Here is a 15,828-nt window from a genome sequence, read left to right as displayed (position 1 = left end):
GATCAGTGCCACCTGACCGTCGTCGTCGACACCTTTGTGCTTGAACTCCCTGCACAAAGGTAAACTCGGTCAGGATCGATTCAACTCTATCGGCGGACGCGCATGATTGACCATGCCTGGGACCCGCTGCTGCAATCCGAAAGGAACATTGTGCTGCGCACACATGAACTCGGCACCCTGCGGGCCGAGCACATTGGACAGACCGTAACCCTGACAGGCTGGGTCGCCCGTCGTCGCGATCACGGTGGAGTGGCCTTCCTTGACTTACGGGATGCGTCCGGTTTTGCGCAGGTCGTCGTCCGCGAGGAGGAGGCCTTCAATGCCCTCCGCAATGAGTTCGTCCTGCAGGTCACCGGAGCGGTACAGCAACGGCCAGCCGGTAATGAGAATGCTGCCCTGGCGACCGGCGATGTCGAGGTGATCGCCGAGAATGTCAAGGTCCTCAGCACATCGGAGCCTTTGCCGTTCCAGATAGATGAACACGTCGAGGTGGGCGAGGAAGCGCGTTTGCGGCACCGGTATCTGGATCTCCGACGACCCGGCCCAGCTCACAATATGCGCCTGCGCTCTGAGGCAAACCGCATTGCGCGAGGACTCCTGCATCAGGAGGGCTATATCGAGATCGAGACTCCTACGTTGACACGGTCAACCCCTGAGGGAGCGCGGGACTTTGTTGTGCCTGCACGCCTTGCTCCGGGTTCCTGGTACGCCCTTCCTCAGTCCCCACAGCTGTTCAAGCAGTTGCTGCAGGTGGGCGGCATGGAGAAGTACTACCAGCTGGCCAGGTGCTACCGGGACGAAGACTTCCGGGCGGATCGTCAGCCGGAGTTCACTCAGCTGGACATCGAAGCCAGTTTCGTGGAGGAAAAGGACATCATCGAACTGGGGGAGCGCATTGTTTCTGCGCTGTGGTCTCTTATCGACGTCGAGGTGCCGCGCCCGATTCAGCGAATCACCTACACCGAGGCGATGGCAAAGTACGGATCCGACAAACCGGATCTGCGCTTTGATCTGGAGCTGACGGAGCTGACCGGCTTCTTCAAGGACACCACATTCCGCGTTTTTCAGGCACCCTACGTCGGTGCGGTTGTCATGCCGGGCGGTGCGTCGCAGGCGCGCCGGCAGCTTGACGCCTGGCAGGAGTGGGCCAAGCAGAGGGGCGCCAAAGGCCTGGCGTATGTACTGATCCAGGACGATGGCGAGTTGACCGGCCCCGTGGCGAAGAACCTGACGGACAGTGAAAGGGCAGGTCTCGCCGAGGCGGTGGGCGCAGCCCCCGGGGACTGCGTGTTCTTCGGTGCGGGCGAACGTGCTCCAATGCGTGGGCTGCTTGGCGCCGCCCGCGTGGAAATCGGGCACCGGACCGGGCTGATCGATCCTGATGCATGGTCTTTTGTCTGGGTCGTTGATGCGCCGATGTTTGAGCCAGCGGCCACTGCCGTTGAATCGGGAGACGTCGCCGTTGGATCGGGTAAATGGACTGCCGTTCACCACGCCTTCACGGCACCGAAGCCGGAATTCGTGGATACCTTCGATTCGGATCCCGAATCAGCACTGGCATTTGCCTACGACATCGTGTGCAACGGCAACGAGATCGGTGGCGGTTCAATCCGAATCCATGACCGAGCCATGCAGGAGCGGGTTTTCGCTGTCATGGGACTGACCCAGGAGCAGACGCAGGAGAAATTCGGTTTTCTGCTGGAAGGTTTCAAGTATGGCGCACCTCCACACGGTGGTATCGCTTTCGGCTGGGACCGCGTGGTGGCGTTGCTGGCAGGCACAGACTCGATCCGCGACGTCATCGCTTTTCCCAAGACGGGCAACGGCTTCGATCCACTAACAGCCGCGCCGGCGCCTATTACGGCTCAGCAGCGTAAGGAAGCTGGCGTTGACGCGAGGCCGGAAAAGGGCAGCAGCGGTCAGTGACGGTTGCTTCGAACTGGTGCGCCGGGTGGGGTGAGCAGCATCTGCGCTTCGAGGGATAGTCTCATCCGATGAGTGACTTATTCAGTGCTGCGCAACCGGATCCGGACTCCGGGGAGGACACGGTCTCCGGTGGCATCTCGCGGGCGCGAAGTCCGCTGGCAGTTCGTATGCGTCCACGTTCATTGGAAGACGTCGTGGGCCAGGAGCACTTGCTGGGCCCCGGTTCGCCGTTGCGGTCACTTGCAGCGGGGTCCGCTGATGTGGGTCCGGCCGGACCCACATCAGCTATCCTCTGGGGTCCGCCGGGAACGGGCAAGACGACGCTCGCGCACGTCATTTCGCATGGCCCTGGCCGGAAGTTCGTGGAGCTCTCCGCAATAACGTCCGGAGTCAAAGACGTACGCCGAGTCATGGAAGAGGCCCTGACGGAGCGAGACCTGTATGGGCGAACCACCGTTCTATTTCTGGACGAGATCCATCGCTTCAACAAAGCTCAGCAGGATGCGCTGTTGCCGGGAGTCGAGAATCGCTGGGTTGTTCTCATTGCGGCGACCACCGAGAACCCCTCCTTCTCGGTGGTTTCACCGCTATTGTCGCGGTCGCTGCTCCTCACGCTCAAACCTTTGACGACGCAGAACATCGGCGACCTTCTGCAGCGCGCTGTCGTTCAGGAACGGGGGCTTGCGTCAAAGGTTCGTCTCACCGATGAAGCGCTTGAACACCTGGTCCGGCTGGCTGCAGGGGACGCACGCCGGGGGCTGACTGCGCTCGAGGCCGCTGCTGGCGTGGCATACTCTGCTGCTCCCGAAGCCACCGAACCAGTGGAGATCACGCTCGAACATGCTGAAAAGGCCCTCGATGTAGCGGCCTTGCGCTATGACAAGGCTGGAGACCAGCACTACGACGTCACCAGTGCCTTCATCAAGTCACTGCGCGGCTCCGACGTCGATGCGGCTCTGCATTACCTCGCTCGCATGCTCGAAGCGGGGGAAGACCCGCGGTTCATTGCGCGACGGCTCGTCATCTCAGCCTCTGAGGACGTCGGTATGGCAGACCCAACCGCGCTGCAGACCGCAGTTGCCGCGGCACAGGCCGTGCAGCTTATCGGTATGCCGGAAGGGCGCATTATCCTCGCTGAGGCTGTGGTCCATCTGGCGACGGCACCAAAATCCAACGCAGCTTATATGGGAATCAACGCTGCGATTGCCGATGTCCGTGCCGGGCGTGGTCAGGGGATACCTCCCGGCTTGAGGGACGCTCATTATCCCGGAGCCACGCAGCTTGGGCATGGCAACGGCTACGTGTATTCGCATGATGAGCCCCACGGTGTAGCTCGCCAGCAGTATGCGCCCGATGATCTCGTGGGACGCAACTACTACGAGCCAACGCTCAACGGCGCTGAGCGTGAGCTTCAGGCACGTATCGAGAAGCTCCGGAGTATCATTCGGGGTCAGTAACAATCTTCCCCACGGCGATGACGAGGACCTTGGCATCCAGTCCAACGATCTCAGCATGCTAGGATGGTTGGTCGACTGGCAAGTCTCATTCCTGCTATTTATCTCACGCGACGCAACCATGATTCAGGTGCGGTTTGGGGGATAAACGGAAGTGCACTGTAGCCGAAGGCAGCGACAGGCCTAAGCTCTCCACAAAGGAGGCCAGAGATAAAAATTCTGTCGCCATTATTGGAAGGTATTCGTGGCTAATAACACACGTGCCCGCCGGAAGGTTCGCATCTCGCGTGCCCTCGGCGTAGCTTTGACCCCCAAGGCCGAGAAGTACATGGAGCGTCGTCCGTACGGTCCCGGCCAGCACGGACGCGCCCGTCGCAAGCAGGACAGCGATTACGCTGTACGGTTGCGCGAAAAGCAGCGTCTACGCGCGCAGTACGGCATCCGCGAAGCGCAGATGGCACGCGTTTTTGAAGAAGCTCGGCGCACTTCCGGTCTGACCGGTGAAAATCTCATCGAGCTTCTTGAAATGCGTCTGGACGCGCTGGTGCTCCGCGCTGGATTTGCCCGGACCATCTCGCAGGCCCGCCAGCTTGTTGTGCACCGTCACATCATGGTTGACGGCGCACGAGTGGACCGTCCGTCGTTCCGCGTCTCCGAAGGACAGCTGATTCACGTCCACGTCCGCAGCGAGGTCATGACTCCATTCCAGGTTGCCGCAGCCGGCGCCCACCGGGATGTTCTGCCCGCAGTTCCTGCATACTTGGACGTCACGCTCGAGAAGCTCCAGGCTCGCCTGGTCCGCCGCCCCAAGCGTACAGAGGTCCCCGTGACCTGCGAAGAGCAGCTCGTAGTGGAGTACTACGCCCGCTAAGCTGGCGCAGTTCTTTAGCATGCCGCTCCTACTTCGGCGGCTTCGCTCACCAACAGCCCGTGGCAGACGCCGCGGGCTGTTGTGGTTGTAGGGTATTTATCAGAAACGACCATTGATCCCGGTTACGTACATTTAAATGAGAAAGAGAGCCAACATGTCGGGTGGAGATATTGCCGGCCTCATCGCTGCTGGAGTATTCGCAGTGCTGGTCGCCTTGCTCGCCGTTCCCATCTGGAAGCTTGGCAAGGTATTCGATGAACTTCGTGGGGCCGTCCGCGCCGTCAGTGACGGAACGACGCCGCTAATTGATGAAGTGACAAGCACGGTGTCCACTACCCATGAGCAGCTGAGGAAGGTGGATGGAATTTCCAGCAATGTCTCTGATGCTTCCGCGAATGTTTCGGCCCTTACTGCGCTGACTGCGGCAACACTGGGGAGACCGCTGATCAAGATTGCTGCGTTTTCCTACGGTGTGCGTTCCGCTCTGTCCAACCGACCAGTTGGCGGCCGCGGCCGTCGCAGTCGCTGAACCCCCTAAGGAGTCTGGTCGTGATCAGAAGAGTTTTTTGGATGTCGGCAGGTATAGCTATCGGAGTCCTTGCTGTCCGTAGAGTGTCGGCGCTGAAGGAAGCTGCCGGGCCCCAGGGCCTGAACCGCATGGTGGGTTCCATGACCGACAGCGTCGGTGGGTTCACCCAAACCTTTAGAACCAGCATGGATGAGCGTGAAACTGAACTTCGCGCTGCTTTGGGGCTGGACAGCCACTGACCAACCCGAGGCGCTGTGGCCCCCGACATCACTACTTAAATGCTTAGGGTCAGCACTCGTGCTGCCATCTCCGAAGGGTTGATTAATCCCCATGAAGTCCCATGAAATCGTCGGCCGCTGGCTGGATTACTTTCAGAAGAATGGCCATACGGTTGTGCCCTCTGCGTCTCTGGTTTCCACCGACCCATCGCTACTGTTCACCATCGCCGGAATGGTCCCGTTCATTCCGTACCTGACGGCGAAGGAACCAGCTCCCTACGACAGGGCAACGAGCGTCCAGAAGTGCCTACGGACTGGAGACATCGAAGAAGTGGGCAAGACTGCCCGTCACGGCACCTTTTTCCAGATGTGCGGCAATTTCTCCTTCGGCGATTACTTCAAGGAGGGCGCCATCAAGTTGGCGTGGGGCCTGCTGACATCCAAGGTGGCCGACGGTGGCTATGGCTTGGATCCTGAGCGTCTCTGGGTGACGGTCTATCGGGACGACGAAGAGGCCTTGGCTATCTGGCGCGACGTCGTTGGCGTGCCTGCCGAACGTATCCAGAAGCTTGGTGAATCCGAGAACTATTGGAGTACCGGTCAGCCTGGCCCCGGAGGCCCTTGTTCTGAAATTTTCTATGACAGAGGGCCTTCTTACGGTCCTCCCGGCGGCCCGGAGACGGACTCGCCGCGGTTCATCGAGATCTGGAATCTTGTATTCATGCAGTACCAACTATCCGCGGTTCGCAGCAAAAGTGATTTTGATATTTCCGGGGAACTGCCTCAGAAGAACATCGATACTGGGCTTGGGTTGGAACGGCTTGCCATGATTCTTCAAGGCGTGGAGAACATGTACGAGACCGACCAGGTCCGTCCCGTACTAGACAGAGCTGCCGAGTTGTCCGGGAAGACCTACACCAGCGCAGAATCCTCCGAAGACCGCCGCCACACCGATGATGTCCGGCTTCGGGTTGTCGCTGATCACATCCGATCAGCGCTCATGCTTATTTCAGACGGCGTCGCGCCCTCCAATGAGGGCCGCGGTTATGTCCTGCGCCGACTCATTCGCCGCGCAGTGCGCTCCATGCGCCTCCTGGGCGTTGATCGGCCATGCCTACCGGATCTGCTGCCGGTTTCGCGGGACGCCATGAAGGGCACGTATCCGGTGGTCGAGGAGGATTTCGCGCGGATCAGCCGTGTCATGTACGCCGAGGAGAAGTCATTCCTGCGGACCATCGCCTCCGGCACCGCGAGGCTCGATGACGCTGTGCGCGAATCGAGGAAGACTGGTTCGTCCCTCTCTGGCGCGGATGCGTTCGCGTTGCATGATACCTACGGGTTCCCCATTGATCTCACCCTTGAAATGGCTGAGGAAGCTGGCGTGTCCGTGGATGAGTCGGGATTTCGTTCGCTCATGCTGGAACAGCGTCTCAGGGCCCGCGCGGATGCTAAGGGGAAAAAGGGCGGACACGCCGATCTGCGTGCCTTTGAGGACCTGCTCGCTGTGGGAGAGACGGTCTTTACCGGCTACGACGAGTTAACGACGGACTCCACGGTCCGGGGATTGGTCAGTGGCGGTAAGGCACTCGCGTCGGCAGGCGTCGGCAGCGAAATTGAGCTTGTTCTCAATGAAACGCCGTTCTATGCCGAGGCCGGTGGACAGGCAGCTGATACCGGGCTCATCACCGGGGACGGCTTCGTGGTCGAAGTCACCGATGTACAAAGGCCGTTGCGTGGTCTGAGCGTGCACAAGGCGATCGTTCGTGAGGGAGAGATCGCGGCAGGAACCCGGGTTGAAGCTGCCGTTGATGTCCAGCGGCGTCATGCTGGCGAGCAGGCGCATTCCGGCACCCACATTGTGCATGCGGCCTTGCACCAGATTCTTGGTCCAGAGGCGCTGCAGAGCGGTTCGTTCAATAAAGCCGGTTATCTTCGTTTCGACTTCGCCTGGGGCGAAGCAATCAGTGCGGCGGCCAAGTCAGAGGTTGAAGAGGTGGCTAATCTAGCCATCCGAAACAACTTCAGGGTTGAAACCCGGGTCATGGGGCTGGAAGAGGCCAAGGCCTTGGGGGCGATGGCTCTCTTTGGTGAGGCTTACGGGGAGAATGTCCGTGTCGTGGAGATCGATGGCGCATGGTCGCGCGAACTTTGTGGCGGCACGCATGTCCAGTCCACGTCCAACATCGGCAGTCTGACACTCCTTGGAGAACAGTCAGTTGGTTCCGGCAACCGTCGGGTCGAGGCGTTTGTTGGTATGGACGCCTTCAGGCACCTGGCTGCGGAACGGGCACTGGTCACGGAGCTCTCGGACATGCTCAAAGTTCCTTCCAACCAGTTGCCCGAGCGACTAGCCGCAACTCTCAATAAGCTGAAAAACGCCGAGAAGCAGCTGGAGAAAATGCGCAGAGAGCAGCTCGCCCATGAGGCTGCCGACATTGCAAAGACCGCGGTCGATGCACGTGGCGTCAAGCTGATCCTGCACAACGCTGGGGAGGTATCCGGAGCAGATGATCTCCGGATGCTGGCTCTAGACCTGCGGACAAGGCTCGGCAACAGTTCGGCGGCCGTAGCTATTGCCGGTGTGTCGAACAACCGTCCACTGATTCTTGTCGCGACCAACGACGCGGCGCGGACTGAATCAGTCAAGGCCGGGGCGCTCGTTCGGACAGCAGCAGGAATTCTCGGCGGTGGCGGAGGCGGGAAGGACGACGTCGCCCAGGGTGGTGGATCCAATGCCGCCATGATCCCAGCGGCTCTGGCAGCGATCCGCCAAGCAGTCTGTGACCGGGGTTAGGCTGCAGGTGTCCTCTCACGTAGAGCCTCACGGCGTGTGGTTGGGGGTCGACGTCGGCCTTGTCCGCGTTGGTCTGGCGGCCAGCGATCCCGGTGGACTCCTAGCCACTCCGGTGCGGACACTCCGTCGGGACACGAAGAAGAACTCCGACATCCAGCTACTTCTCAGAGAGGCGCAAGAGCGGTCGGCGGTAAGGATTATCATTGGACTTCCACAGAGTTTGAAGGGCACGGACACGGCGTCGACCACCATGGCGCGGGAGTATTCGCAGATGGTCGTCGGGTTTTTGGCGGAGAGCGGCATCGAGCTGCCTGTTGTACTCTTTGACGAGCGACTCACAACAGTCTCGGCGCACCGCGTGCTCTCTGAGGCTGGAAGGAAGACCAAGGATCACCGTAAGGTGGTGGATCAAGTAGCAGCTGTGGGCATTTTGCAGCACGCTATGGACACGCAGCGTTCGCTGCAGCGGGACGTGGGGGAGCCTGTCAGAATCCGCGCTGCCATTCGTCCACAGGACCTGGGCGGGGCGCCTAGCAAGGAGCTAAACATTTCGCAGCCAAACGCCGGCGAGAGAGATAGCCGATGAGTCGGCATACTCGTACCGACGCATTGGAGCCGTGGGAGAACGAACCCGGCCACAACGGCGATCACGCGGACGAATACGGTGTAGATCATGACGACGCTGGGACATATTCTCGTCCGAACGATTACGGACACTTCACCGGTTCTGACACCGAGCCGCCCGTGGACCAGTTCTTCCATGAGGACCTTCCGCTGCGTCGCCGTCGTCGGCCCTCTCAAGCCAAGCGTCGTCGTCACCGCCGTCAGACGGTGATCTTGGTGCTTGTTCTGGTGTTTTTCGCTGTCGTTGTATTTGGTCTGACACTGTTCCTGCGGGATCTCCTTGGCATGAACGAAATCAAGGACTATGCCGGCCCTGGAACCGGCGAAGTGACGTTCATCGTCGAACCCGGTGCCGCAGCTATGCTCATCAGCCAGAATCTTGAAAGCAAAGACATCGTCGCTGACGGCGGTACGTTCCTGGATACGTTCCAGCAGAAGGCTGATGGCAGACCGATTCAACCGGGCGAGTATGTCATGAAAAAGCAGATGTCATCTGCTGGTGCTGCTGAAGTGCTGCTTGAGGAAGAGCCAGGTGTCCACTACGCGGCAATCGCCAGTGGATTGCGTCAGGACGAGGTCCTGCACGTGCTAGCCGAATCCACCGGGGTTGACAAGGCCCAGTTGGAAAAGCTGGCTGAGGATCCACAGGCATTCGGTCTGCCTGATCAGGCACCAAAGCTGGAGGGATACCTGGCTCCGGGGGAGTACCGGTTCGATATTGGGGCTTCGCCCGAACAGATGATTCAGAAGTTGGTGGACACAACCTTTGAACGGTTAGAAGCTGCCGGTGTCACCGACCCTGACAAGCAGTACCGCATTTTGACGATTGCGAGCATCGTCCAGGCGGAAGCAGGCGAGGCCGACTACGCGGCTGTTGCCGGAGCGATTGAGAACCGACTCTCGCCGGAGAACACTGAGACTGCGGGCCGTATTCAGTCGGACGCAACGGTGACCTACGGTCTGAGTCGGAAGAGCTATGAGTTGACCGAGGCGGAAAAGAAGGACAAGTCCAATCCCTACAACACGTACGCGAACATGGGGTTACCCGTTGGACCGATTGGCTCGCCCAGCGAAGAGGCGATCGATGCAGCGGTCAATCCGGCAGACGTTCCCTACTACTACTGGGTGACGGTGAACCTTGACTCCGGTGAAACCAAGTTTTCTGAGACGCTCGCTGAGCACAACAGGTATGTTCAGGAGTATCTAAAGTGGTGCAGTGAGCAGGACGCCGGCAGGTGCAACTAACGCAACCGGAGGGCCGACCTTTTAGAGCGGCGGTCATCGGCCACCCGATTTCGCATTCGCGTTCACCGGATCTACACCGGGCAGCGTACTCGTACCTCGCGGCCCTCGGGGAGTATGAAGCCGTCGATGTTGAGCCCGGGGAACTGGATGCATTCCTACACCAGTTTCGAACGGATCTGGCGTGGCGCGGCTTATCGGTCACAATGCCCCATAAGCGGGCTGTGGTGGCGTACTTAGACCAGATCCACGAGCCCGCCCTGACTCTTGGCGCCGTCAACACCGTGCGGGCGGTAAGAACGTCTGATCATCCGGTTCGGTTGGAAGGATATAACACCGATGTGCAGGGCATCGTGTCGGCGCTACGGTTCGCTGGCTACAAGGGCGCTGGAGATGCAGTGGTTCTCGGAGGGGGAGGTACTGCTGCGGCAGCCCTTTCGGCATTGGCAATGCTGCACGTGCGGAGCGCGACGTTGATCATTCGAAACCCGGACAAGGCTGATTCTCTGATGCGGGTGGCTCAGGCACTGGGCGTGAATCTTTCCGTTTCCACATTCGATGGCGCGCTGAAGGTCATTGCCGGTGCAACAGCGACCATCTCCGCACTACCTCCTCGCGCGGCGGATTCGGTGGCAGACCACCTACTACATGCCTGCACGGACCTGTTTGGAAAAGTTCTACTTGACGTGGCCTACGACCCGTGGCCCAGCTGTCTGGCCTCCGTTTGGGAGGCACAGAGAGGGGTGACGGTTTCCGGTCTGGACATGCTAGTGTATCAGGCTGCGGAACAAGCTCTCTTATTCACTGAAGCGCCACGGGCCCTCCTCCCTGGCGTCATAAATGCTATGTGTGGGGCAGTGGGTGCTCCCCGGCGCTAGTTGGGACGGACGTCCGTGGCAGTATGGGAATCATGTTGAGATGGTTGACTGCCGGAGAATCGCACGGTCCCGCCCTTGTGGGAATCATTGAGGGTGTTCCCGCGGGCGTCCCTCTGACCAGTTCGGATGTCCAGAAATCACTGGCCCGACGCAGGCTGGGCTACGGTCGCGGTGCCCGCATGAAGTTTGAGGAAGATCGCGTTTCCTTCGTGGGGGGCGTCCGGCATGGCCAGACACAGGGCGGACCAGTCGCTATCGAGATCGCGAATACGGAATGGCCAAAATGGGAAACGGTCATGGCCGCTGACCCCGTCGAACAGTCGATACTCGATGCACAGGCCCGTAACGCTCCGCTCACGCGCCCACGTCCTGGCCATGCTGATTTCACGGGTATGCAAAAGTATGGTTTCGACGAAGCACGACCAGTTCTCGAAAGGGCCAGCGCCCGTGAAACAGCCACCCGTGTTGCGCTCGGGACAGTGGCAGCCCGTTTCCTAGCGGAGCTGGGTATCCAAGTCCTCAGCCATACTGTCGCCATAGCCTCGGCCAGCGTGCCCGAGGGTAGTCCCGTTCCGCAGGCAAAGGACGTAGCTGCGCTCGATCAGGATCCGCTTCGATGCTTTGACCCTGTCGCGTCCGCTGCGATGGTGGCTGAAGTTGATGCCGCTCACAGAGACGGTGAGACCCTTGGCGGAGTGGTAGAGGTCCTTGCCTACGGTCTACCGCCGGGCCTTGGGAGCTATGTCCACTGGGACCGGAAACTGGACGCCCGGCTAGCCGCTGCCCTCATGGGTATCCAAGCGATTAAGGGCGTCGAGGTAGGAGACGGCTTTCTGACCGCAACCCGGCGTGGATCGGAAGCTCACGATGAGATCGTTCGTGACGCCGAAGGTAGGGTTGTCCGCACATCCAATCGCGCCGGAGGTATTGAGGGCGGAATGAGCATTGGAGAGCTGCTCAGGGTGCGTGCCTCGATGAAACCGATAGCCACTGTCCCACGTGCCCTGCGGACTTTCGATGTCCGTACCGGTGAGGAAGCCAAGGCTCATCATCAACGTTCTGATGTCTGCGCTGTTCCAGCTGCGGGAGTTGTTGCTGAAGCGATGGTAGCGCTTGTCTTGGCTGATGCGGTCGTCGAAAAGTTTGGTGGGGATTCTGTCCCAGAGATCCGCAGGAACTTCGAGTCTTACCTCGCGAGCATCGATCCACGAACTCACCCCAGTGGCAGCTGACCTGGCGAAGAGCCCGGGTTGCAAAATTGTGTTCATTGGACCAATGGCCTCGGGCAAATCCGCGGTCGGTGAGGCCTTCGCGCTCTCGCGGGGACAAAAGTTCGTGGATACGGACAGAATGATTGTGGCGTTGCACGGACCCATTAAAGGCATTTTCACGAGCCGCGGCGAAGCGTGGTTCAGAGGCATGGAAGCGCGGATGACGGCCGAATGCCTTGAATCTGACGCGTACCAGGTGGTGTCCCTGGGCGGCGGCGCCATCTTGGATTCTGGCACACAGCAGTTACTCGCTTCCACCGTCGTCGTGTTCCTGAGTGTGGATGCAAAAACCGTGGGGCCACGGTTGAAACGGGGATCGGCACGACCTCTACTCAACGGGGATACGATGGATCGTTGGGAGGAGCTCTTTCAGCAGCGCTTGCCGGTGTATCAACGGCTCGCGGATATTGTGCTTGATGCACGCCGAAAGAGCGTCTCCGCCCTGGTGGAAGAACTTGGGCTGATTCTCACGGAAAGTGGAGGCTAGATGTTCACCGAACCCACGGTCATAAGCGTCGGCGGTAGCAGCGCAGCGGACGGCTACGACGTTGTCATTGGCCGTAAGCTGCTCGACCGGCTTCCGGACACCCTCGGAGAACGCGTACGGCGGGTTCTCGTTGTGCACCCTCGGGCCTTGCGCGCAACCGGCGACGCCGTCCGCGAGGATCTTGAGCGCGCGGGATTCACGGCCTTGACGGCTGAGATCCCGGATGCCGAAGAGGGCAAACACATCCAGGTGGCCTCTTTCTGCTGGCAGGTCTTGGGTCAGAACGACTTCACACGCTCTGATGCGGTGGTCGCGGTTGGAGGAGGGGCAGTCACGGATCTTGCCGGATTCGTGGCTGCCACGTGGCTGCGTGGCATCCGGGTGGTCCACATGCCAACGAGCCTTCTGGGGATGGTCGATGCCGCAGTAGGTGGCAAGACTGGAATCAACACGGCGGAAGGCAAAAATCTTGTCGGGTCCTTCCATTCACCGGCCGCAGTTCTTGCTGACCTGGATACCCTGGCCACGCTGCCGCGTAACGAACTCATTGCCGGTTTCGCTGAAGTCGTCAAGTGTGGCTTCATTGCTGATCCCGGCATCCTGGACCTGATCGAAGCCGATACTGAGGAGGCCACAAACCCGTCGTCGGACGTGTTCCGTGACCTGATCATCCGCGCAGTGAAGGTCAAGGCCACATTGGTGTCTGTCGACTTCCGGGAGGCAGGACCACGCGAGGCCCTGAATTATGGGCACACGCTGGGCCACTCCATTGAACTCGCAGAAAGGTATCAATGGCGCCACGGTGCCGCGGTATCTGTGGGACTGGTCTTTGCAGCGGAGCTGGCGCGCATGGTCGGACGGCTTGACGATGCCACGGCGGATCGTCACAAGAATATTCTTTCTTTACTTGGGTTGCCTGTGAGCTACCGCCGCGATCGGTGGTCAGCGTTGCTTGACGGTATGCGCCGGGACAAGAAAGCCAGAGGAGACCTACTGCGGTTTGTGATCCTTGACGGGATTGCCAAACCGACAACCCTAGAAGTTCCGGATACGTCCCTCCTGTTCGCGGCTTACCAGGAAATTGCCGAAGATGAGGCTCCAAATTCTGGACTGCGTGTCAGCCTGTAGGACACGAGCCTGCGGTCACCGACGGACGTCGCGCTAGAATGGCTGGTGAACAATTGCCCTGGCGTCCCGCGGCAATTTATTGACGATGATAACCAACGAAAGTGACATTGTGGCGACAACCAACGACATCAAGAACGGCACCGTTCTAAAACTTGAGGGCAACCTCTGGTCCGTCATCGAGTTTCAGCATGTGAAGCCGGGTAAGGGCGGTGCGTTTGTTCGTACGAAGCTTCGCAACGTCAGGTCGGGAAAGCTTGTCGACAAGACCTTCAATGCCGGGCTTAAAATTGAGACCGCCACCGTAGATCGCCGTGACTACCAGTACTTGTATCAGGACGGTGCTGACTATGTTTTCATGGACAACGCCGACTATGACCAGCTAACAGTTCCCGGCGAAACGATCGGCGAGAATGCAAACTTCATGTTGGAGAATCTGAACGTCAACATCGCCATGTATGAAGGCTCCGCGCTGTATGTTGAGCTACCTCCGTCAGTGGTTCTGGAGATCACCTACACGGAACCAGGGCTACAGGGGGACCGTTCTACGGGCGGCAACAAGCCGGCCACACTGGAAACCGGGTATGAGATCCAGGTTCCGTTGTTCGTCGAACAGGGAACGCGCGTCAAGGTTGATACCCGCACGGGCGACTATCTGGGGCGCGTCAACGAGTGAGCGCTCCCACTTCCGCCCGTGGAAAAGCGCGGCGCCGAGCCCTTGACATCCTGTTCGAGGCCGAGCAACGCTCGGTCTCGGCGTTCGATGCCCTGCGGGACCGCCGCGAAAAGACGGATCAGATCATCAATCCGTACACTGTTGACCTCGTTGAGGGCGTTGTATCGCAACAGATACAGATAGATGAATTTCTATCCACTTATGCCCAGGGTTGGACGCTGGAGAGAATGCCGTCGGTGGACAGAATCATTCTCAGACTGGGTGCATGGGAACTTCTGTTCAATGACGACGTCCCGGACGGTGTGGCAGTCAGCGAAGCTGTGTCCCTTGCCAAAATACTATCGACTGACGAATCCCCGTCTTTCGTCAATGGACTCCTTGGCAGGTTGCAGAAGCTGAAGCCTACGCTGCTTGCTTGAGCGCTGGTTGCGCGGTGCATTCAACGTGTCACCGTGCAGCAGCTCCAGCCTGCTGAAAGAGCACTGAGCGGGTCACGGTCATTTCCTCCAGTAACTGCCTTTCGCAGGCTGTATTCTCTGCCAGATGGTGGCTGAGGACTATCCGCTGCCGAATGAAAGCCAAGCGGGTGGCAGTGTGCACAAAGGATTTCATCGTTTTGCGTGCCCCGTATCGGGACGCCCACGCAACCGCTTGACGTCGTCCATCCGGTGTGGCCAGCAGGCCGACTTCTGTTTCAGTCAGCCATCCTGAGTAGGCGTAATCGAGCAGTCGTCGGTGCGTGAGCCGGCGTTCGGCGCGGCGGAGAAGAAAGACTCCGCTAACGGCGGCGGCGAACAGTGGCATCTGAAGCAGGATATAGAAACCAAAGAAGTTGTCGAAGACGAGCAACAACCCCCCGTTCCATAGGATGTGCCCTGCGATAGCGGGGACCAGGCCGGCGATGAACCCGGGCAGTGCCCACGAGTGACCTTTGTGCATGATGACCCAACCGAGTACTAAACCCGTTGCGGCAGTGAACATCACGTGGGCGAACGGGGACAGTAGTCCTCGCATCACGAAGATCCAGGCGAGCCCGGGCCCTACTCCGCCTTCCATGACAGCGGAGCCGAAGTAGAGAATGTTCTCACTGAACGCGAATCCTGCGCCCACGAGACCGGCATAAACAATCCCGTCCACCGGGCCGTCGAATTGGCTCCTACGTGAATACACCAGGATGAGCACAGCCAGCCCCTTGGCGAACTCCTCGACCAGCGGTGCTTGAATGACGGGACCGACGACATCGGGTGAAGTGGACAATGCGGTCACCAGCAGGGCATTGATGCCCGGACCAAGCACAAGGGTCAAGGCAATCGACACTCCTGCACCCCAGAGAAAAGCGAACCATTTTGCTCCCTTGGGTTCCGGCTCCCACCTGTCTACCCATCTCAAACCGAGCAGACAGATTCCCAGCGGAATCAGCGCAAGGAGTCCACAGGTAACGAATGCCGTTGGACCTAGGGCCAACGTCAGGTAGAGGGCCACGACAAACGTGACCAGAGCCGCAACAATGATCAAGATGATGTTCAGGGCATGGTGTCTTGATGGGGGAAGGTTCTGCCAGAGCTGGCGAACCGGTTGGTGTCCCTGCCATGCAGGGGTGGGTTGAATGCGGTGATCACCCGAGCCCGCTACGGGTCTGGACGCTTCGAAAGGAAGACTGGCCTGCGGGCCGGGCTGATTCATGGTTCCAGCTTATGCTGGCCGTCACAGATCACGAGTAAGGGGTACGTCTG

General features: G+C 59.6%; 15 protein-coding genes. 14 read left to right on the top strand and 1 reads right to left on the bottom strand.

The features are described from left to right. Positions 1–150 precede the first annotated feature (150 nt). The 14 genes from aspS to nusB all read left to right on the top strand — a co-directional run bounded on the left by aspS (position 151) and on the right by nusB (position 14,514). Positions 151–1,926: an aspartate--tRNA ligase gene (gene aspS, locus JOE65_RS09355; protein ID WP_205164121.1), complete on the top strand. Its 1,776-nt coding sequence runs from the start codon at positions 151–153 to the stop codon at positions 1,924–1,926. A gap of 68 nt (positions 1,927–1,994) precedes the next feature. Continuing rightward, positions 1,995–3,383 (top strand): replication-associated recombination protein A, encoded by a 1,389-nt coding sequence (locus tag JOE65_RS09350; protein WP_205162933.1) that lies wholly within the window; start codon positions 1,995–1,997, stop codon positions 3,381–3,383. 241 nt (positions 3,384–3,624) lie between these two features. Then, entirely contained in the window at positions 3,625–4,251 is a 627-nt protein-coding gene (gene rpsD / locus JOE65_RS09345) for a 30S ribosomal protein S4 (RefSeq protein WP_205162932.1), read from the top strand. 154 nt (positions 4,252–4,405) lie between these two features. After that, complete coding sequence (locus JOE65_RS09340) at positions 4,406–4,780, top strand: DUF948 domain-containing protein (RefSeq protein ID WP_205164120.1); 375 nt, start codon at positions 4,406–4,408, stop codon at positions 4,778–4,780. Positions 4,781–4,800: 20 nt separating this feature from the next. Next, positions 4,801–5,019, top strand: a complete 219-nt coding sequence (locus tag JOE65_RS09335; protein WP_338021600.1) for a hypothetical protein — start codon at positions 4,801–4,803, stop codon at positions 5,017–5,019. Positions 5,020–5,110: 91 nt separating this feature from the next. Beyond that, positions 5,111–7,792 (top strand): alanine--tRNA ligase, encoded by a 2,682-nt coding sequence (gene alaS, locus JOE65_RS09330; RefSeq protein ID WP_205162931.1) that lies wholly within the window; start codon positions 5,111–5,113, stop codon positions 7,790–7,792. Positions 7,793–7,799: 7 nt separating this feature from the next. Beyond that, entirely contained in the window at positions 7,800–8,378 is a 579-nt protein-coding gene (ruvX, locus tag JOE65_RS09325) for a Holliday junction resolvase RuvX (protein WP_205162930.1), read from the top strand. Then, positions 8,375–9,661, top strand: a complete 1,287-nt coding sequence (gene mltG / locus JOE65_RS09320) for an endolytic transglycosylase MltG (RefSeq protein ID WP_205162929.1) — start codon at positions 8,375–8,377, stop codon at positions 9,659–9,661. The genes ruvX and mltG overlap by 4 nt, the downstream gene beginning before the upstream one ends. Next, a complete protein-coding gene (locus JOE65_RS09315) occupies positions 9,652–10,536 on the top strand; it encodes a shikimate dehydrogenase (protein WP_205162928.1) in 885 nt (294 codons plus the stop codon). Before mltG ends, JOE65_RS09315 begins: the two co-directional genes overlap by 10 nt. A gap of 32 nt (positions 10,537–10,568) precedes the next feature. Beyond that, complete coding sequence (aroC, locus tag JOE65_RS09310) at positions 10,569–11,768, top strand: chorismate synthase (RefSeq protein WP_205162927.1); 1,200 nt, start codon at positions 10,569–10,571, stop codon at positions 11,766–11,768. Positions 11,769–11,811: 43 nt separating this feature from the next. Beyond that, positions 11,812–12,294, top strand: a complete 483-nt coding sequence (locus JOE65_RS09305; RefSeq protein WP_239536671.1) for a shikimate kinase — start codon at positions 11,812–11,814, stop codon at positions 12,292–12,294. Further along, complete coding sequence (aroB, locus tag JOE65_RS09300) at positions 12,295–13,422, top strand: 3-dehydroquinate synthase (protein ID WP_205162925.1); 1,128 nt, start codon at positions 12,295–12,297, stop codon at positions 13,420–13,422. A 109-nt stretch (positions 13,423–13,531) separates the two neighbouring features. After that, on the top strand, positions 13,532–14,095 hold the full coding sequence (efp, locus tag JOE65_RS09295) for an elongation factor P (RefSeq protein ID WP_205164118.1): 564 nt from the start codon (positions 13,532–13,534) through the stop codon (positions 14,093–14,095). Beyond that, entirely contained in the window at positions 14,092–14,514 is a 423-nt protein-coding gene (gene nusB / locus JOE65_RS09290; protein ID WP_205162924.1) for a transcription antitermination factor NusB, read from the top strand. The genes efp and nusB overlap by 4 nt, the downstream gene beginning before the upstream one ends. A 28-nt stretch (positions 14,515–14,542) precedes the next feature. Here nusB and JOE65_RS09285 read toward each other — a convergent pair whose 3' ends face one another. Then, positions 14,543–15,778, bottom strand: coding sequence for a PrsW family intramembrane metalloprotease (locus JOE65_RS09285; protein ID WP_205162923.1), 1,236 nt, complete (start codon positions 15,776–15,778; stop codon positions 14,543–14,545). Positions 15,779–15,828 lie beyond the last annotated feature (50 nt).

The organism is Arthrobacter roseus (assembly GCF_016907875.1).
GTDB classification, from domain to species: Bacteria; Actinomycetota; Actinomycetes; order Actinomycetales; family Micrococcaceae; genus Arthrobacter_J; species Arthrobacter_J roseus.
The sequence above is the reverse complement of the archived record's forward strand: the minus strand, read 5'-3'. Positions and strand labels throughout refer to the sequence as shown.